The following is a 20,169-nucleotide window of genomic DNA, read 5'->3' on the forward strand; positions in this document are numbered from 1 at the left end:
TAAAATTCTTTTCGGGTTAGTTAATTGATGAGTGTTTTGAGCTGGATCCAGAACTGTTACAGCAGTTGCTGGATCCTTTTCTTATTCGCTGATTATTACATAGGCTTTTAAGATTTATTTACAATTTTTAAGATCTATTGTTATTGTTTTGGTACTTATATCCGTTTCGTATTCAAAATCCAATATGTGCCGAAGCCCCAACAAGATCGTTTCTATTCGCTCTCCGCTGTAAGCACCAGTAATGACACATTCAATCTCTTTTTGTGGCATTTCCACATCAATATTGACTCCATAGGCACGCTCCAAAATTGAGAAAACAGAAGCGACTTTCTCTTCTTCAAATATCAATTTTCTAGTATGCCAACCAATAAAGAAATCTGGATTCACCTCCTTCACCTGTATTTGACCCGTATTTATAATTGCCTGTTGTCCTGGGTTTAATTCCACGCCTTCATTGGATTTCAAATTGGCAACTTTGACCTTACCACTTGTTACAGTAATTTCAGGTTGATGATGGGTATTCACATTAAAGGAGGTTCCTAAAACAGTAATCTCAGAGGTGCCGGTAACCACTTTAAAGGGTTTCTTTGGATTTGGCTTGATATCAAAAAAAGCTTCTCCTTTCAAATGCACAATGCGCATCTCTTCAGCAAAAGCCTCGGGGAATTCAAGGCTACTATTTTCATTCAAACGTACCTTACTACCATCTGAAAGTGTAACTGTTGACCGCATTCCCTGCTCGGTCCTTTTCACCAACATCGGGATTTCAGCTGGTTGACTTGACATTTCCCATACAGCCAAACCTACCAAAGCAAAGAAGAAAAGTACAGCAGCAAATTTTCTAACCAGCAGGAATACACTCCTCCCAGTTGAATTTCGTCTTCCTGCGACTTCTATTTTTTTCCACACATTTGATTTTGCTGCACTCATTCCATCTTGAGAAGGAGTTTTACCCAAATGTGCCAATTCATCCAATATTGAATCAAATTGCCCATTCCTTTTGGGGTCTAATTTCCCAGACCTGTACCTTTTTGCCCACTTAATTAATTGCTTCAATTGCATAAAACTCCAAAGGGTTATATAGGGAAGTACCATAATACCGAAGGATCAGCTAGTCGGAAGTGAAAAAAAATCAATAATTTTTCGTTTAGTATATATTAAGTGCAGCGTTTGGATTAAATAAGGGATCCAACAGGAATATTAAGCTACTAGAATTTGATAATAGGGCCTTCGTGAAACAATTCCCCTATGCCTCATTCAAATGGTGTTTTAACTGAATGGCTTCTTCTGTGTTTCTGAAAAATGGAGTAGTTCGTTAACCAAATCAACATCGCCTTTCTGAAAGGTTTATCAATCGAAATCAGGTTAATAGATAAAGAAAGGAGCGTTAACTCAATACCAACTGACCAGGCAAATTACGATGAACTCTATGGATTGCCTTAGAAGGTACAAGGCTTTTTTGATGTGATTTTCAACCGTGAAAACAGAAATCCCTAATTTTTCAGAAATCTGCTTGTTACTTAAATAACTAAATCTGCTAAGCTTAAAAACATTTCTGCATTTTTGTGGCAATTTTTGAATCCCACTTTCCAGCAGCTTACGTGTATCCCTTTCTTCAAGATATTCATCAGTAGAACAAATACCCTTTGTGTTTTCAATAAAATCCAACTGCTCTTTATTCCATTTATTTTTTCGAATTTCTTTCGCTATCTGATTCCTTGCAGCGCCAAAAAGATAAGGAAGCAAGGTAGGATGATTCAAGCTTGGTGGTTTTTTCCATAACGAAATAAAGATGTTTTGAACAACATCTTCTGCAGTCTCTCTGTCTTGCATCACCTTGAATACATATCGAAAAACAGCGTCAAAATGACGCTGATAGAGCACTTCAAAGGCCTGATGGTTTTGACGTTCTCCAATCAACTTTAGCAGTTCTTGGTCATTATGGGTTATTATACTAGTCAATTTTGGGTTTTCACTACAAGTGATACGCTAATTAAAAGAATAAAAGGCACATTCCAAACAAAGATTTATAGAAGGCATGATTAAGCCCCTATTTATTTATCCAGATTTAAAATCTGTATTGAATCAGAGTGGTTTAACATGAAATAGGCATTGCGATTATAGCACCTAAAGAAACCAATTATACATCAATCCAAGTGATAGATGAGGCTATAAATTGTACTAAGAGTGGATCCTGAAATAATACTATTTGACTACAAACAGCTTTATCCTTCAATAGGATAGCTTAAAAACGAATTATTCTAAATTTTAGGTAATTCCCATGGCCCATCGTAATTAGGAATGATGAATTGATTCGCTGCTTTATTTCCATCAAAACTGCCTGCGACTTCATTCCAATCAAGCATGTGGGTACCAGACCTAACAGCAATATTTCCCATATGGGCATATAGGGCAACGTTTCTCCCCATTTCAACTGTGCATTTGGTTGCATTTCTATTTCTTATACAATGTAAAAAATCCAGCACATGGATTTCCATGTCACTTTTCCCTCCAAAATTAAAACCTTCCTTGGCTGTTTTTGTCGCCTGCTCACTTTCACCTTTATCTCCTTGCCGGATACTCCAATCACCTCTATCCGCCAAAATAACGCCATTGTCCCCTATGAATTCTACCCCATAGGCTTTGTCATATGGGCCTGTCTGTATTCCGGCAGTATGTGACCAATGGATCATGTAATCATCCATGGGATAATTAACATCCATTACCTCATAAGTTTCCCGGCTATAAGCATCCATATTATAATTGGCACCGGAAGCGAGTACAGTTCTAGGTTCATGGGAAATATTCTTAGCCCACAGTGCCATGTCCAACAAATGAACGCCCCAATCTGTCATTAAGCCTCCTCCATAATCCCAGAAATGCCGCCAGCTACCATGCACATGGCTGGGATTATAGGCTCTTTTTGCTGCAGGTCCCTGCCAAAACGCATAATCCAACTCTTCTGGAACTGGCTGATCAGGTACTTTCCCCGACCCCATTCCATATGGGAAATTCGCCCAAACATTCACTTTCTTAATTTCCCCAATGCCTCCAGCATGAATGTGTTGCATGGCACTGTTCCATACTTCTCCACTCCGTTGCTGTTGACCAACCTGCACCACGCTATTGTATTTATTGGCTGCATCAACCATTACATTACACTCCGCAATACTGTTGGCCAGGGGTTTTTCAACATATACATCTTTTCCTGCTTGGCATGCATACACCATCATCAAGCAATGCCAATGGTCTGGCGTACCAATGATAACAGCATCTATTTCATCGTTTTCAAGCAATTTTCTAAAATCTCCGTATCCTTTCGGGATCTGTCCGAATTCTTTCCTTACATCTGCTATCCTGTTTTCTAGAATATTTTTATCCACATCACAAATCCCCAAGCAGTTTACCTGACCGGTTTTCATTAGGTGACTTAAAATATTAAAGCCCTTATTTTTTGCGCCAATCAAGCCAATATTAATCTTATCGTTTGCAGAAAATTTAGGAGTGGCAAAAGAATTTGGGTGAATAAGCCCCATTCCTGCTACTGTTAAAGTACTGTTTTTGAGAAAAGCTCTTCTGGATTGCTTCATAGTATTCAGGGTTTATAAATTGAATATAAATATTATATGGAATTAATGCCAAAATTTATTATTTAAGCAATGGTTTTAACTGAATAACGAACGTATAAATTAAGTATTTCTATCTTGACAAGCGTTTAGTATATAAAAAAACAGGTTATTATTAAAGAATTGTTTTTAAGGGAAAAATCATAATTTTAAATAATAAAGCAATTTTACCTACCAGGATAACAAAATTTTAATTCTGGAAAAAAGTCTAAGAATAGAAATATTTTTTTACATTCAATATTTAGTCTCCTTTTTGGGATTAAACCTTAAGTAACAACTCAAAAACAACCCAAGATGAAACATATTACAAGTGCTCTCCTATTTCTCTTTATTGCCATTAGTAGCTTTGGCAGCAGCCTTTCAAAGAACCAAATGGCCAACCCATTTTTAGGCATGTGGGGCCTGGAGGTTGAAGGCGGAGGTGTCGGTTGGCTTCACGTTAATGAAGACCAGGGCTTTCTAGATGCTGAACTGCTTTGGATAGGAGGAAGTGTTTTGCCTGTTTCAAATGTTTATCTGGCAGATGAAAACACACTCGTGGTCACTAGAACCAATATTTCAAAGAAAAGCGATGAACGAAGCCATACCATAACCAATACCCTTAGAATTGTAAAGACTGGAAACACCTTAAAAGGAACCATGTCAGGCCCTCGAAGAGATGGGGAATATGTGGCAAATTTCACTGGTTTCCTCATGCCAACAATGCCAGCTAAACCAGATCTTTCAAAAGTGACTTATGGCAAATCCATAGCATTGTTCAATGAAAAAACTTAGATGGCTGGGAATTGATGAATCCCAAACAAAAAATGGTTTTAAAGTGGTAAATGGAATCTTGGTAAATGACCCAGTACAGCCTGAAAATGGTAAACACATCTCTTATGGAAATATCCGCACCAATCAGGAATTTGAAGATTTTAACCTTAAGCTAGAAGTAAATGTACCTAAGGGAAATAACAGTGGTGTCTATCTAAGAGGAATTTATGAAATTCAGGTGGTAGACTCTTATGGAAATGACCTGGATTCGCACAATATGGGCGCTTTGTACAGCCGTATTGAACCCAGCCAGGCTGCAGAAAAACCAGCGGGTGAATGGCAAACAATGGACATTACCTTAGTAGATCGTCACGTAACGGTGATCCTAAACGGTAAAAAAATCATTGACAACCAACCCGCATGGGGACCAACTGGTGGCGCCATGAGTGCAGATGTTTTATCTTCAGGCCCTATCTATTTGCAAGGTGATCATGGGAATGTAAGCTATCGCAATATCGTATTGACCCCTGTAAAATAAACAGCCTTAATCGTTCTATTTCCAAGGTGGAAAATGCAATAAAAACCACAGGCTTTTTCCTGTGGTTTTTGTATTTAATCAGGGTTTGAGGGTTGTGCTATTGTAAAATGCTTTTCATCAAACTAAAATTGCTACACCGTGATTTTGAGATTCTACGCTTAATCGAAAGAAAAGCCATGTGTAAATAGATTTTATTAAAATAATATTTAAATTCAAGGCTTTAAACTCGGACTCTATCAATGGCCTCGTCCTTCTAGTCCTGATAAGTAGCTATAAATCAATTCCACCACATGATAAAGCGGTCATAGGATCTCTCGGGTCAAAATTAATCACTCCAATCACATTAAATTTTATTTCCTGATGTCCATTAGAAAAATCCTTGCCAAAATACACCTGATAATTGGCTTGGGTACTGGAATTCTATTCTCTGTTGTAGCACTATCCGGAGCTTTATATACCTGGGAACCTGAAGTTAGTCGGATTATCTATCAGCATGAAGTGGAGAAGCAATCCAAACCTTTTGTTCCTGTAACAGCATTAATAAATACTATGAAACAAGCCTTCCCTGAAGGCGATTTCCGTACTGCACTATACCGCGATCAAGAAAGTAGCATTGAAGTATTATTATATGTACCAGGAACTTATTACCTGGCCCAAATCAATCCCTATACAGCTGAGCTCATTCATTTACAAGACATGAAACAAGGATGGCTCAACCATTTGAAAAACTTACATCGCAATCTTTTACTTGGCGACATTGGCAGAGAAATCGTTCACTGGGTGACTTTATTGGCACTGCCAATGCTAATTTCCGGACTGGTATTGTGGTGGCCAATTCGAGGCTGGCCAAAAAAAGAGAAATTTTACATTAAATGGTCCGTTTCTCCAAAGAAGTTGAATTATGACCTACACAATATCCTGGGCTTCTATGCCACATGGATTCTTATTTTCAGTGTTGTCACAGGGCTTTTTTGGGGTTTTGAGATTGTTAAAGATATAAGCAAAGAAATTAGTGGGGAAAATGAAATAAGCTACGAAACCCCTACTTCTAAGATTTCAACTACCAATCAAACTTCAGATTCCAACGAAATTCTAAACAGCCTGATTAAAAAATACCATTCTGAATTTTCAAATTCCCAGGTAAGGATTGGTATCCCACATCGTAAAGATGAAGCCATCCATCTTTCAGTCATTGATCCCAATAAAGGAATAAATGCCGTCGATCATTTTTATCATGATCGATATAGCGGTGAACCCATTCAGGGTGAATTTTTAAATGGATTATCTAATGAAAGAAGTACATTTAATTTAATAAACGGAATGGTTTATGACATTCATTTGGGTGGAATAATGGGACTTCCCGGAAGAATTCTTGTGTTTTTAGCATCCCTTATTGGCGCTTCACTACCCATTACTGGCTTTATATTCTGGCTAAGCAAAAATAAGAATGGCCAAAAAACCATTTAAGTAACTGATCACTATATACTAACAATCAAACCTTCTGAATAGTCGCGTCCAATCGAGCTAAGATCTAAGTACCTGCTGATCCTTCTAAATATTGCTATTAATGATAAAAATTAGCCCTAAATTGAATGATTTCATAATAATGACATCGAAAAATTGAATTTTTTTGCCTTATTTGCAGAAAATATTAATCTCAAAAATATGTCACAATTCCCACCTTGTCCAAAATGTCAATCAACATTTGCCTATTCCACAGGAGGCCCTTTATTAACCTGTCCAGAATGCGCCTATGAATGGAACCCCGAAGAAACAGTTTCTGAGGACTCCGGAATAGAGGTAAAAGATGCAAATGGAAATGCCTTAGTGAATGGTGATTCTGTTATAGTATTGAAAAATTTACCAGTTAAAGGGTATCCTCAACCAATAAAAGCGGGGACTAAAGTTAAAAACATTCGTCTAACGGACGGTGATCATAATATAGACTGTAAAATTGCAGGTTTTGGGTCCATGGCTTTAAAGTCTGAATTTGTAAAGAAAGGGTAAACCCTTTTAATACCACTCAAAATGACTTGAACCAATAATATGGCACAAATTCTATTTGATTAATCTCATGAAGGCCTTTTAGTTTAAGAAGCGTCTTGTATCAAGATTTACAATTGGATTTGTGCCATTGGTCTAAGCATTTTGCCCCAACAAGTTTCAACCTCAGGATACTTGTAGCGTTAGGGATACTATCATTTTTTTAATATTTCAATCTCAAGCCCTTATTTTTTCAGGACAGAAAAAGCCTAAATCGCATTAAAGTACACTTCCTAAAATTTAAAACGGGAGGAAATGTTTTTCAGCTATAACTAAGCAAGGGCATAATTTAATTTTGCTGCAAAGGAATAGCATCCGTTTAAGGCTATTATTACAGTTAAATCAGTCCATAACTTAAGCGTTCTTCTAAGAATTTTCTTACTGACAAAGCTTTTGGGATAATTCTTGTTATGCCTTTTGTTACCCGGCCATATTAGAACAAAACAATTGATCTTAATTGGTGTTTTTCATATAGCTAACGGTAATTGGTTTTAAGAAGACCTGAGTATATTCAAGTGTGGCTGTGTACTGATAATAATTTATAGCACCCTTATCTATGGCATACAACAAATATTGCTTGTTTCAGGTTAAGTCCCTTTTGATTTATAAGAGAAGTACCGCACTTTATAGGAGTTAGGAGATATGAAAAAAGACTGGGTAAAGGATTGGTATTCCCTGAAAGAAAGAACGCCACATGATTTTCAAAAAGCTTGTCTCAAAAATTACAGCGCAGGAAAAAGTGGCTTATTAAATGCCCCTACAGGCAGTGGCAAAACAATGGCCCTCTGGATGCCTATTTTAAATGAATATGTAAACCAATACCCAGACAGCTGGACAAAGCCTAGAAAGAATGGCTTACAAGTAATTTGGATAACACCGCTCCGAGCACTTGCCCAAGACCTCAGCCAAGCCATGAAAGAAGTCTGTCAGGAAACTGGCTTGCCATGGAGGGTTGCTGTACGAAATGGAGACACCTCTACCGCCCAAAGGCAACAACAAAAAAGAGCCATGCCCGAGTGTCTGATTACGACACCTGAAAGCCTCCATTTACTCATCGCTCAAAAAGGTAGTAAAGATTTATTTCAAAATCTTAAAGCAATTATTGTTGACGAATGGCATGAATTATTGGCCAACAAGCGAGGGGTTCAAGTGCAGCTTGCCATAAGTTATTTGAGGACCGTTGTAAATACACCACTTAAAGTATGGGGAATATCTGCCACCATAGGCAACCTGTCCCAGGCACACACAGTGCTGTTAGGCCCTCAGACTCCTTTACTAATCATAAAAAGCAAGCTTAAGAAGAAGATAAAGGTAACTTCTGTTTTACCTGATGAAGTTGAAAAATATCCATGGGCAGGGCATTTGGGCGTTAAGCTATTGCCTAAAATTATTCCAATAATAGAAAACAGCCAAACCGTATTGCTCTTTACAAATACACGATCCCAAACGGAAATCTGGTACCAAAAAATATTAGAAGCCAAGCCAGACTGGGCAGGAATAATGGCCATGCATCATGGATCTTTAGATCCTAAGGTGCGGGAATGGGTGGAAAGTGCACTTCATGAGAAAAAATTAAAGCTTGTTGTCTGTACTAGTAGTTTAGACCTTGGTGTAGATTTCAGACCTGTAGACACAATTATTCAGGTCGGAGGACCAAAAGGCGTCACCAGATTTGTTCAGCGGGCAGGACGTTCTGGTCATTCCCCCGGAGCTACCAGCAAAATTTTCTTTGTCCCTACCCATTCTTTGGAATTGATAGAAGCCAGTGCCTTGAGAAAAGCCATAAGCCAGGGAGAATTTGAAGACCAAATCCCTATGGAAGCATGCTATGATGTAGGCGTCCAGTTTATGGTCACACTTGCATTAGGTGATGGGTTTGTATCAGAAAAGGCCTACCTAATTATAAAAAGCTGCTTTGCCTATCGCAACCTTACAAGAGAACAATATGATTGGATGTTAGCTTTCATAACTGTTGGAGGAAAGGCATTGGGAAGCTATGCGGAATTTTCAAAAGTAAACCTGTCAGAAGAAGGGCTTTATCGGGTAACTGATAGAAAAATAGCAATGCGTCACAGGCTCTCGATTGGCACGATTGTAAGTGACCCGATGATCCAGGTAAAGTTCATTACAGGTGGCTATATAGGTTCAGTGGAGGAGAGCTTTATTACCAAACTAAAGCCCGGTGACTCTTTTTGGTTTGCAGGACGAAATCTTGAATTCCTTAAAATAAAGGAAATGAAAGCCCTGGTACGACTGTCAAAAAGAAAAAGGAACGATTCCCAGATGGATGGGTGGAAGAATGCCATTGTCTTCAAGACTTGCGGAAATGATACGGCAAGAGTTACAAAAAGCGGCCTCAGACCAATTAGACTCAATAGAATTGAAAACCATTCTACCCATTTTAGCACTTCAAAAAACCATTTCAAGAATACCCGATCAAGACTCCTTACTGATCGAAAAATGTCAAAGCAAAGAAGGCTATCACCTGTTTTTCTATCCTTTTGAAGGAAGATTTGTTCACGAGGTACTCGCTGCTTTAATCGCCTACAGAATCAGTGTAAGCCATCCCATAAGCATCAGCATTACCATGAATGATTATGGATTTGAATTGCTTTCAGAAAGCCCAATCCCTATTGAGGAGAATTTAGAAGAGGACTTATTCCGAAGGGAAAATTTGATGGATGACATCTTCGCAAGTATTAATGAAAGTGAAATGGGTAAAAGGCGTTTCAGAGAAATTGCGGCCATAGCTGGCTTGGTTTTTCAAGGATACCCAGGCAAGAGTATCCCTACAAGACATCTACAAGCTAGTTCAGGGATTATTTATGGTGTATTTGAAAGTTACGATCCTGACAACTTGTTACTTGAACAAGCCCGAAATGAAGTAGTCCAATTACAAATGGAAAAAAATCGATTGTATCAGGTAATTGAACGCATTAACAAACATGAGATCCACCTTATAAACACAAAAAAAATCAGCCCTTTTGCCTTCCCCATAATGGTGGATAGACTAAGCCGAAACAATATAAGCTCTGAAAATCTGACCGACCGAATCCTTAGACTTCAAGTTGAACTGCTAGATTAAAACTTGTTTTGGAGCATTTTTAAATTTAAATTGGCCTTTTAAATACCAAAATAAATCTAACCTATTCCATTATTTACTTAGTCCTTATGAAATCATTATTACTTACCCTTTTGGTGATCAGTTCGTACATGACCTGTATGGGTCAAACACCACCCAATGGCCCGGAAGTCACAGAACCTGAATGGAAAGCATATGACATCGAAACAGTAGTCGATGGCTTTAAGATCCCATGGGGAATGGCTTTTTTACCTGATGGAAGTATGTTCATCACAGAGAAATCTGGTGATTTGGTACATTTCAAAAATGGACAAAAAACCAGTATTAAAGGATTGCCTGAAATTTGGGCAAAAGGACAAGGAGGACTACTTGATGTTGCATTGCATCCTGACTTTAAAAACAATAAGTGGGTTTACATTTCCTACACCTCATCAAGAGGACCTGAAAAAGGAGCCCATACGGCCATAGGCCGAGGTCAATTAGAAGGTAGTGAATTGATTAATTTTGAAAGATTATATAAAGCAACACCCAATACAGAAGCTGGCCAACATTATGGGGCTAGAATCGCTTTTGACAAAGAGGGTTACTTGTATTTCTCCATAGGAGAAAGAGGTGAGAAATTTGAAAACCCACAAGACATCACTCGTGATGGTGGAAAGGTTTATCGACTTTTCGATGATGGAAGAGTACCAGAAGACAATCCTTTTTACAACCAGTCAGATGCCAAAAAGGCAATTTACTCTTATGGCCACAGAAACCCACAAGGTATGGCTATTCATCCTAAGACAGGCGCTGTATGGGTAAATGAGCACGGCCCTAGAGGTGGTGATGAAATCAACATTGTTAAGAAAGGAGCTAATTTTGGCTGGCCTGAAATCACTTACGGTATTAATTATGACGGTACAATGTTAAGTGAAGAAACTTCTAAACCAGGAATGGAACAACCATTGTATTATTGGGTACCATCCATTGCACCAAGTGGTTTAGCTTTTATAACTGGAAGTAAATACCCTAAATGGGAAGGTGATGTTTTATCAGGATCTTTGAAATTTGGTTATTTAGAAAAACTTACTTTAGAGAACAATAAAGTTACTAAAAGAGAAAAAATTATTGATGGATTGGGCAGAATTAGAAATGTCGTACTCGGCCCAGACGGAATAATTTATGCCGGAATAGACGGTAAAGGGATAGTCAAAATTGTCCCAAAAGGAAAATAAAATCAAATTGCTCAAAAGATGGCAATTGCTGCTAAAAATTAACTTTTAGCAGCAATTGCTTTTTATGACAAATCAATTGTCAAACATTACAGAATGTCAGAAGAAAAATATGATTTTATAATAATTGGTGGAGGTTCTGCAGGTTCCGTACTGGCCAATAGGTTAAGTAAAGACCCTTCAAATAAAGTGCTTGTATTAGAAGCAGGAAGACCTGACCATGGTTGGGATTTCCGAATTCATATGCCCGCAGCGCTTACCTACCCCCTAACCAATAATTATTACAATTGGGGTTACGAATCCGAGCCAGAACCGCATATGAACAATCGGAGGATATTTCAACCCCGGGGAAAAGTATTGGGTGGTTCAAGTGTCATCAACGGAATGATTTTCATTCGTGGAAATGCCATGGATTATGAAAAATGGGGCAAGGAAAAAGGGCTGGAAAAATGGGATTATTCCCATTGTCTTCCTTATTTCAAACGACTTGAAAACCGACTTATTGGCGGTGACACTTACAGGGGTGATAAAGGTCCCCTATACCTGACCACACCTAAATGTGACAACCCATTATTCAAAGCCTTTTTTGAATCTGTTCAAGAAGCTGGATATCCACTGACAGACGATGTCAACGGATATCAGCAAGAAGGATTTGGAAAGTTTGATGCCACCATCTATAAAGGTAAAAGATGGAATGCTGCAAGGGCCTATGTTCACCCTATTAAAGACCGTAAAAACTTAACGATTCACCTAAAGTCAACTGTAAGCAAAATCTTGTTTGAAGGCACTACTGCCATCGGGGTGGATTATGTTAAAAACGGAAAAAATGTAAAAGCTTACGGCGGAAAAGTTATTTGTTGTGGTGGAGCCATTAATACCCCACAAGTGCTACAACTTTCGGGTATAGGCAATGCCACTGAACTAAAGAAATTAGGCATACCTGTAGTAGCAGACCTCAAAGGCGTAGGTGAGAATTTACAAGACCACCTGGAAGTGTATGTACAATGGGCAGCTAAAAAACCTGTCAGTCTTTACCCTTCATTAAAATTTTATAACCAACCAAAAATAGGCCTTGAGTGGCTGTTTAAAGGAACTGGTGTGGGCGCAAGCAATCATTTTGAGGCTGGAGGATTTATCCGTGGAAATGATACCGTTGCTTACCCTAATTTACAGTATCACTTTTTACCAATTGCCATTCGATACGATGGTTCTGCACCAAATGAAGGCCATGGATTTCAACTACATGTGGGCCCAATGAATACGGATGTCAAAGGCCATGTAAAAATAAAATCTTCGGATCCGGGAATGTATCCCAGCATAAAATTCAACTACCTTTCCACCGAACAGGAAAAGAAAGAGTGGATAGAAGCAATCAGGGTTACAAGAAAGCTAATCAATCAAACTGCTTTTGATGAGTTAAGGGGAAAAGAATTGTCCCCAGGCGCTAGTGTAGAAACAGATGAGGAAATCCTTGACTTTGTCGCTAGAGAGGGCGAAAGTGCCTATCACCCTAGCTGCACAGCCAAAATGGGCTATGATGACATGTCCGTAGTAGATGCCAATTTAAAAGTCCATGGCGTAGACAACCTATATGTGGTAGATGCTTCTGTAATGCCTCATATTACCAATGGCAATATCTATGCTCCAGTCCTTATGATTGCCGAAAAAGCAGCCGACATACTTCTTGGAAATAGCCCTGAGGCTCCCCAAGATGTCCCTTATTACAAATACCTTCCAGAAAAAGAACAAAACCAATCTTCCAATTGATCAAAACTACAAAACTATATATAGACGGTTTCTGGCAAGATGCCATTTCAAAAGAAGTCAGAACCATTTACAACCCATTTGACAATCAACCTTTAGCTACAGTAGCTGAAGGCGACAGAGAGGACGCACAAAATGCCATTAAAAGTGCGAAAGCTGCTTTTGAATCTGTAGCGTGGCGAAATCTTTCTGCGACTGAACGAGGAAGGATGGTCTATACTTTAGGAGACCTTATTGAGAAGAATAAAGAAGAACTAGCAGCGTTAGAAACTTTAAATACTGGAAAAACCCTTGCTGAAAGCCTCTGGGACATGGAGGATATAGCAGGAATATTTAGGTATTATGGAGGGCTTGCTGACAAAAATGAAGGTGATACCATCGCCAGTCCAAATCCCGATAGTAAAAGCCTATTGGTAAAGGAACCGATAGGTGTTGTGGGCATGATTTGCCCCTGGAACTACCCCCTTCTTCAGGCGGCATGGAAAATAGCGCCTGCACTTGCTGCTGGATGCACCATGGTGATTAAACCAAGTGAATTCACGCCATTAACTACCCTTTTGTGGGCCAGTTTGGCAGAGGAAGTAGGATTTCCCAAAGGGGTCATCAATATTGTTCTAGGTCCGGGACAAACTATAGGCGCAGAGCTTGCCGAAAACTGGGAGGTGGACATGGTCTCTTTCACAGGAGGAGTAGTTACTGGTAAAAAAATAATGCAAGCAGCTGCAGGTAATGTCAAAAAAGTTGCGCTGGAACTTGGGGGTAAAAACCCTCATATTCTTTTTGAAGATGGAGATTGGGAGACCGCTATAGATTTTATATTGAATGGTGTATTTTTCCATGCAGGCCAAATTTGCTCTGCAGGCACCAGAGTAATGGTGGCCTCCTCTATTCATGACGAGGTGGTAAAACATCTGGAAGAGAGGATAAGTAAAATTCGTCTCGGAAACGGAATGGATAAGGATACACAAATGGGTCCTCTAATTTCCCAGGCCCAATTGGATAAAGTGACAAATCACGTCCAAAAAGCCATTAAGGAAGGTGCTGAACTAGTGGTTGGAGGAAAGAAACCTACCGACCCAGCATTAATAAACGGTTTCTTCTATGAGCCTACATTGCTTACTGGCTGCACTGCCGATATGGCGATTGTAAAAGAAGAAGTGTTTGGCCCTGTAATACATGTAGAAAAATTCGACACGGAAGATGAAGCCATTAAAAAAGCAAATGACACCATTTACGGTTTATCAGCTGGTTTCTGGACCCGTGATACTCAAAGAATAGACAGGGTATCAAAAGCCCTTCGATTTGGAACCATCTGGGTCAATGACTTCAATGTCTATTTTGTACAAGCACCTTGGGGTGGCTACAAACAATCAGGCCAAGGCCGAGAGCTTGGCCATGCCGGACTGGAAGAGTTTCAAGAAGTAAAACATATTTATCAAAATTTCAACCCCTCGCCTTTAAACTGGTTCGGAAATTAAACCACCAAAGTCATCGATACCAAGACCTTAGGAATCCTCATAACAGTAATATTTTATTTAATTATTCTATACATTGGATATTATGCCAGTAAAAAAGAATCCGGCGACCAAACATCGCAAGGACTTTTACTAGCTGGTCGCCGAATGCCCGCCTGGATCGGGATTTTCACCATGACCGCAACATGGGTAGGTGGTGGATACCTCATAGGTACTAGTGAAGCCGTGTATGATAGTGCTAGAGGACTAGTCTGGGCGCAAGCTCCTTGGGGCTATGCCTTAAGTTTAATATTGGGGGGCTTGTTCTTTGCTAAAAAAATCCGAAGTTTTGGGTATACCACCTTCATCGATGTTTTCGAACATAAATACGGCAAAAAAACCGCTGCAATATTATTTATTCCTGCACTAATAGGGGAGATTTTCTGGAGTGCCGCTATCCTGGCTGCATTGGGCATAACCTTCGCCACCATTTTTGAATTGGACCTGGAAACATCCATTATGGTTTCGGCAAGTATCGCTATAGGCTATACCATGATGGGAGGATTATGGTCAGTAGCTTATACGGATGTAGTCCAACTTATTTTTATAATAGTAGGCTTGGGCATCTCTATTCCATTCGCTTTGGATAAAATCGGAGGGATAGATGCTGCATTGACCATTTATGACCAACAGATAGCAAACGGATTCACCTTATTCCCAAGTCTAAACGCCTTTACTGGAAATGATCCGGCATGGGGAAATAGTATATGGGTGTGGCTGGATTTTGCATTGCTTTTGATCATGGGAGGAATTCCCTGGCAGGTATATTTTCAGCGGGTCTTGTCTTCAAATTCGGATAGGTCAGCGGTCAGGTTGTCCATTTTGGGAGGTATATGTTGTGCTTTAATGGCCATCCCTGCGATACTTATTGGCGTTGCAGGTGTTGGTTTTGATTGGACGCAATCTACCTTAGGGGTAGCCCCTGAGCCAACCATGGTCTTACCCTATGTATTGCTGGAAATGACTCCTCCAATCGTAGCGGCATTGGGATTAGGTGCCGTCGCGGCAGCTGTTATGTCTTCAGTAGATTCTTCCATATTATCTGCCGCTTCAATGTTTACCTGGAATTTTTACAGAACATTGATCAACCCTTCCTGCACGGACAAACAAATCAAAGGCTCAATCAGATTGGCCATATTGGTAATTGGTATTATTTCTACCTGGCTTGCCTTAACACTTCAAAGTGTATACGAGCTATGGTACCTCTGTGCCGATCTCGTATATGTCGTATTATTCCCTCAATTGGTGATGGCATTGTACTTTAAAAAGGCAAATAAAAATGGAGCCATTGCAGGGATAATCATTAGCTTGTTATTAAGATTTGGTGGTGGTGAACCCATCTTTGGGATTTCTCCTTTCTTACCTTACCCGATGGAGGATCCTATTGCAGGAATTCAATTTCCATTTAGAACATTCGCCATGGTTTGCGGTTTAATAACTATTCCAATAGTGTCATTGCTTTTTCCTGACAAAAATCAGATTGATAAACCCACTTTAATAAATGATTCATCGAATTAAAATACTCATTCTTCTATATTTTGCTATTACAATACCACTAAAAGCGCAGGTACCCATCATCCTCGATGCGGATTTAGATTCTGACGTAGATGATGTCGGCGCTTTAGCAATGCTCCATACCTTGGAGGATAATCAACGTATCAATATTTTAGGTGTGGTAGTCACCAGTGATGACATAGATGCTGCTGCATGTGCCGCAGCAATCAACACTTATTACGGTAGGCCTGATATACCGATTGCCGTTGAAAAAGGGGTTGCTCTCAGGAGTTTCTCAAAGTACACGAAAACATTGGCGACAACATTTCCACATCCTCTAAAGGAAGGTAGACAGCCTGAGGATGCCACTCAACTGTATCGGAGATTGCTTGCAAATTCTCCTGACAATAGTGTGATTATCATAAGTATTGGCCATTTGACAAATGTGCGTAATTTATTGGAATCCAAGCCTGATGACATTAGCCCATTGGACGGCAAGGAGCTGATCAAAAAAAGGTGAAACTTTGGTCCTGTATGGGTGGACAATTCCCAAAAGGAAAAGAAGCCAATTTTTACCGTCCTGACCCAGTGTCTACTCAAGTTTCAGTAAAGAACTGGCCAGGAGAAGTGATTTTTTCTGGCTGGGAAATAGGTAATGACATCATCACTGGTGCTGATTTTCTTAAAAATGCATTAAGTGTTGACCATCCTGTTAGCCTTGCCTATAAATTATTTAATGACTACTCAGGAAGACAAAGCTGGGACCAGACATCCATACTTGTTGCGCTTTCAGAAAAAGAATATTGGAAAATGAGCCCCAAAGGCAACGTGCTCGTTAATAAAGATGGGAGCAATACCTGGCAAGAAGATCCTGAAGGGTTACATCGATACCTGATTGAATCTTTACCTCCTTCTGAAATTGCGAAAATAATTGATGCATTAATGATCGGCATATATAGGCCTGGTTTTTGATGCACTCTCTGCTCTATGAATTGTTTATTTCAAGAGCGCTTTTATTAATCTTGAATTTGAGCCCCAAAACAAAACCTAAACTGTATGAAAGCATCTGATTTATTTGTAAAAGCACTGGAAAAAGAAGGTGTAGAATATATTTTTGGCCTTCCAGGAGAGGAAAACCTTGATATTCTAGAGTCTTTAAACCACTCAAAAATAAAATTAATTTTAACAAGACATGAGCAGGGAGCCGGATTTATGGCGGCTACTTATGGAAGGCTTACAGGAAAACCAGGCGTATGTTTGGCCACATTAGGTCCTGGTGCTACCAACTTGTTTACTCCAGGAGCTTACGCACAATTGGGTGCAATGCCAATGCTCATGATTACGGGACAAAAGCCCATTAAGAAAAGCAAGCAAGCGCGCTTTCAGATAATTGATGTGGTCGATATGATGAGACCGATAACCAAATACACCAAGCAAATCGTAGATGGAAACGTTATCGCCTCTAACATCCGTGAAGCTTTTCGTTTGGCAACAGAAGAACGACCAGGAGCAGTTCACCTTGAACTCCCTGAAGATATTGCCCGAGAAGAAGTTGATGACCATGTTTTCGAGGTAGTTGGTCATTTATCGCCAAAACCGGATGATGCTGCGATTTTTGCCGCAGCAGAAATGATTCAAAACGCTAAAATGCCATTATTGCTTATCGGTGCCGGAGCCAACAGAACCGTTATATGCAAGGCACTAGCTGAGTTCGTTGATAAAACGGGAATCTATTTTTTCACTACCCAAATGGGAAAAGGAGTAATAGACGAAAGACATCCGCAATATCTCGGTACAGCTGCGCTTTCCAGCAATGATTTTGTACATGCGGCAATTGATGAATCTGACCTTATCATTAATGTAGGCCATGACGTAATTGAAAAACCCCCTTTCTTCATGAAACAAGGTGGGAAGAAAGTAATCCACGTCAATTTTTCTCCTGCAGAAGTAGATCCGGTCTATTTCCCACAACTCAATGTGGTCGGTGATATCACTAGTTCTGTGGAGAAATTATCCGAAGCAGTAAAACCTTCAAAAGGCTGGGATTTTAATTTCTACAAAAAGGTGAAAACCGAAGTTTCGGAACATCTTGGAAAATACTTTGAGGACGAACGCTTCCCTACCCTACCCCAAAGATTGGTAAATTCATTGCGGAATAAACTTGGTGAAAAAGATGTGATTACGCTTGACAACGGCGTTTATAAAATATGGTTTGCAAGAAATTACACCTGCTACCATCCCAACACCCTTTTGCTAGACAATGCATTGGCAACCATGGGAGCAGGACTTCCATCAGCCATGTGCGTCAAATTGCTTAACCCCGACAAAAAGGTCGTTGCCATCTGTGGTGATGGAGGATTTATGATGAATTCGCAGGAACTAGAAACGGCTGTTCGTCTGGGACTCAATATGGTGGTAATCATCCTCAATGATGAATCCTATGGTATGATCAAATGGAAACAAAAGGACATGGGATTTAAGGATTTCGGGTTAGATTTTAAGAATCCGGACTTTGTCCAATATGCCAATAGTTATGGGGCCCATGGCCATCGCCCAGAAAGTGACAAAGATTTACAAGAGATTCTAGATAAAGCGCTTAATAGTCCGGGGGTACACGTGATTGACCTAAAAGTTGATTACTCTTTAAACCACCCGATTTTAAATGTAATGTTGAAAGAAAAAATTTCGAAGTTATGAATGACCAACTGAAAGTATATTCACCTTATGACAATACGCTAATAGGAACATTACCTATGGCCAATGCAGATGAGTTGGAACAAAAAATAGTTACCGCTCATTCAATTTTTCAGGACAGAAATCAATGGATTCCACCTCATAAGCGGATCGCTATATTAGAAAAAGCGAGGGAATTAATGGAAGCTAAGGTAGAAGACTTAACCAATACCGCTGCTCAAGAAGGTGGAAAGCCTTACCAAGACTCCAAAGTAGAAGTTAAAAGAGCTATAAATGGGTTGAAAATCGCCACTGAAGAAATCTCTCATATGAAAGGCGGCCAAATTCCAATGGGAATTACCGAATCTTCAGTGAACAGATTGGCCTTTACCATTCGTGAACCGATTGGGGTTGTCGCTTCTTTGTCTGCATTTAATCACCCTTTGAACTTGATTGTTCATCAGGTGATAACAGCCTTCGCTGCAGGTTGTCCGGTGATTGTCAAACCTGCCAGTAAAACGCCTTATTCCTGCCTGGCATTAGTAGAAATACTAGAAGAAGCTGGTGTACCGAATGGATGGGTTCAAACCATTAATTGTAGCAATGAACTTTCCGAAAAATTAATAAGTGATCAGCGTATAAATTTCCTATCCTTTATTGGATCTGCCAAGGTTGGATGGTCGCTAAAATCCAAAATGGCGCCAGGAACAAGGTGTGCATTGGAACATGGAGGGGCGGCACCTGTGATCGTAGAAGCAGACGCTGTAATGGAAGACATGTTACCATTATTGGTGAAGGGTGGCTTTTACCATGCAGGACAAGTATGCGTTTCTGTCCAAAAGGTATTTGCCCATCGATCCATTGCAGAAAAACTGGCAAAAGACATCGCCGCAGCTGCTAAAAAATTAAAAGTAGGTGATCCTTTATCAAAGGACACAGAAGTTGGACCTCTGATCCAAACCGGAGAAGTAGACCGTGTAGATGAATGGGTGAAAGAAGCCGTTTCCGGTGGTGCTGAGTTGCTATGTGGCGGTAAAAAAATCAGTGATACTTGTTACGAACCTACGGTATTGCTCAATCCATCAAATGATGCCAAGGTCTCAAAACTAGAAATTTTTGGCCCTGTAGTATGTGTTTACGCCTATGATGATAGGGATGAAGCCATTGCACTTGCCAACAGCCTTGAATTTCACTTTCAAGCTGCTGTCTTCACAAAGGATTTAGACGTCGCCTTAGATACGGTTCATAAATTAAATGCTACTGCTGTTATGGTAAATGACCATACCGCCTTTAGAGTAGATTGGATGCCTTTTGGTGGAAGAGATGCTTCAGGTGAAGGTATGGGAGGAATCCCCTACTCTATGCATGAGATGACCCGTGAAAAACTAATGGTCTTTAAAAGTAAGTTTTTACCATAATCAATATTTATTCTTTTAGTAAAAAAGGCTTTTCAAATGATTTGAAAAGC

General features: G+C 39.7%; 17 protein-coding genes. 14 read left to right on the forward strand and 3 right to left on the reverse strand.

Features of this window, described 5'->3' with window-relative positions; translation table 11 throughout:
* Positions 1-114 precede the first annotated feature (114 nt).
* From ADICYQ_RS13515 to ADICYQ_RS13525, 3 genes are all read right to left on the reverse strand, one after another.
* A complete protein-coding gene (locus ADICYQ_RS13515) occupies positions 115-1,095 on the reverse strand; it encodes a FecR family protein (RefSeq protein ID WP_040416266.1) in 981 nt (326 codons plus the stop codon).
* A 297-nt stretch (positions 1,096-1,392) separates the two neighbouring features.
* The gene (locus ADICYQ_RS13520; protein WP_020890322.1) at positions 1,393-1,962 is read right to left on the reverse strand and encodes an RNA polymerase sigma factor; all 570 of its coding nucleotides are present in this window, start codon (positions 1,960-1,962) and stop codon (positions 1,393-1,395) included.
* Positions 1,963-2,261: 299 nt separating this feature from the next.
* A complete protein-coding gene (locus ADICYQ_RS13525) occupies positions 2,262-3,590 on the reverse strand; it encodes a Gfo/Idh/MocA family protein (protein ID WP_020890323.1) in 1,329 nt (442 codons plus the stop codon).
* 330 nt (positions 3,591-3,920) lie between these two features.
* Between ADICYQ_RS13525 and ADICYQ_RS27145 the strand changes: the two genes are divergently transcribed.
* The 14 genes from ADICYQ_RS27145 (at position 3,921) to ADICYQ_RS13580 (ending at position 20,119) form a co-directional block, all read left to right on the forward strand.
* Positions 3,921-4,400 carry a hypothetical protein gene (locus ADICYQ_RS27145; protein WP_051160214.1) on the forward strand — a complete coding sequence of 160 codons (480 nt, stop codon included), beginning with the start codon at positions 3,921-3,923 and terminating at the stop codon, positions 4,398-4,400.
* Positions 4,387-4,917 carry a 3-keto-disaccharide hydrolase gene (locus ADICYQ_RS27150; protein WP_020890325.1) on the forward strand — a complete coding sequence of 177 codons (531 nt, stop codon included), beginning with the start codon at positions 4,387-4,389 and terminating at the stop codon, positions 4,915-4,917. Before ADICYQ_RS27145 ends, ADICYQ_RS27150 begins: the two co-directional genes overlap by 14 nt.
* Positions 4,918-5,277: 360 nt before the next feature.
* Complete coding sequence (locus tag ADICYQ_RS13535; RefSeq protein WP_020890327.1) at positions 5,278-6,384, forward strand: PepSY-associated TM helix domain-containing protein; 1,107 nt, start codon at positions 5,278-5,280, stop codon at positions 6,382-6,384.
* A 198-nt stretch (positions 6,385-6,582) separates the two neighbouring features.
* On the forward strand, positions 6,583-6,924 hold the full coding sequence (locus ADICYQ_RS13540; RefSeq protein ID WP_020890328.1) for a zinc ribbon domain-containing protein YjdM: 342 nt from the start codon (positions 6,583-6,585) through the stop codon (positions 6,922-6,924).
* Between the two features lie 678 nt (positions 6,925-7,602).
* Complete coding sequence (locus ADICYQ_RS13545; protein WP_020890330.1) at positions 7,603-9,465, forward strand: DEAD/DEAH box helicase; 1,863 nt, start codon at positions 7,603-7,605, stop codon at positions 9,463-9,465.
* A complete protein-coding gene (locus ADICYQ_RS28630) occupies positions 9,350-10,045 on the forward strand; it encodes a DEAD/DEAH box helicase family protein (protein WP_235114660.1) in 696 nt (231 codons plus the stop codon). The genes ADICYQ_RS13545 and ADICYQ_RS28630 overlap by 116 nt, the downstream gene beginning before the upstream one ends.
* Before the next feature lie 86 nt (positions 10,046-10,131).
* Complete coding sequence (locus ADICYQ_RS13550) at positions 10,132-11,259, forward strand: PQQ-dependent sugar dehydrogenase (RefSeq protein WP_020890332.1); 1,128 nt, start codon at positions 10,132-10,134, stop codon at positions 11,257-11,259.
* Between the two features lie 93 nt (positions 11,260-11,352).
* Positions 11,353-13,023, forward strand: coding sequence for a choline dehydrogenase (gene betA, locus ADICYQ_RS13555; protein WP_020890333.1), 1,671 nt, complete (start codon positions 11,353-11,355; stop codon positions 13,021-13,023).
* Positions 13,020-14,498 (forward strand): aldehyde dehydrogenase family protein, encoded by a 1,479-nt coding sequence (locus ADICYQ_RS13560; protein ID WP_020890334.1) that lies wholly within the window; start codon positions 13,020-13,022, stop codon positions 14,496-14,498. The genes betA and ADICYQ_RS13560 overlap by 4 nt, the downstream gene beginning before the upstream one ends.
* 72 nt (positions 14,499-14,570) lie before the next feature.
* Complete coding sequence (locus ADICYQ_RS13565; protein ID WP_262485373.1) at positions 14,571-16,052, forward strand: high affinity choline transporter 1; 1,482 nt, start codon at positions 14,571-14,573, stop codon at positions 16,050-16,052.
* On the forward strand, positions 16,036-16,548 hold the full coding sequence (locus ADICYQ_RS28635) for a nucleoside hydrolase (RefSeq protein WP_020890336.1): 513 nt from the start codon (positions 16,036-16,038) through the stop codon (positions 16,546-16,548). Before ADICYQ_RS13565 ends, ADICYQ_RS28635 begins: the two co-directional genes overlap by 17 nt.
* Before the next feature lie 14 nt (positions 16,549-16,562).
* Positions 16,563-17,000, forward strand: a complete 438-nt coding sequence (locus ADICYQ_RS28640; protein WP_020890337.1) for a nucleoside hydrolase — start codon at positions 16,563-16,565, stop codon at positions 16,998-17,000.
* Positions 17,001-17,084: 84 nt separating this feature from the next.
* Positions 17,085-18,725 carry an acetolactate synthase large subunit gene (locus ADICYQ_RS13575; protein WP_020890338.1) on the forward strand — a complete coding sequence of 547 codons (1,641 nt, stop codon included), beginning with the start codon at positions 17,085-17,087 and terminating at the stop codon, positions 18,723-18,725.
* Complete coding sequence (locus ADICYQ_RS13580) at positions 18,722-20,119, forward strand: aldehyde dehydrogenase family protein (protein WP_020890339.1); 1,398 nt, start codon at positions 18,722-18,724, stop codon at positions 20,117-20,119. The genes ADICYQ_RS13575 and ADICYQ_RS13580 overlap by 4 nt, the downstream gene beginning before the upstream one ends.
* The last annotated feature ends 50 nt before the right edge of the window (positions 20,120-20,169 follow it).

Origin of the sequence: Cyclobacterium qasimii M12-11B, assembly GCF_000427295.1 — a bacterium.
GTDB lineage: Bacteria > Bacteroidota > Bacteroidia > Cytophagales > Cyclobacteriaceae > Cyclobacterium > Cyclobacterium qasimii.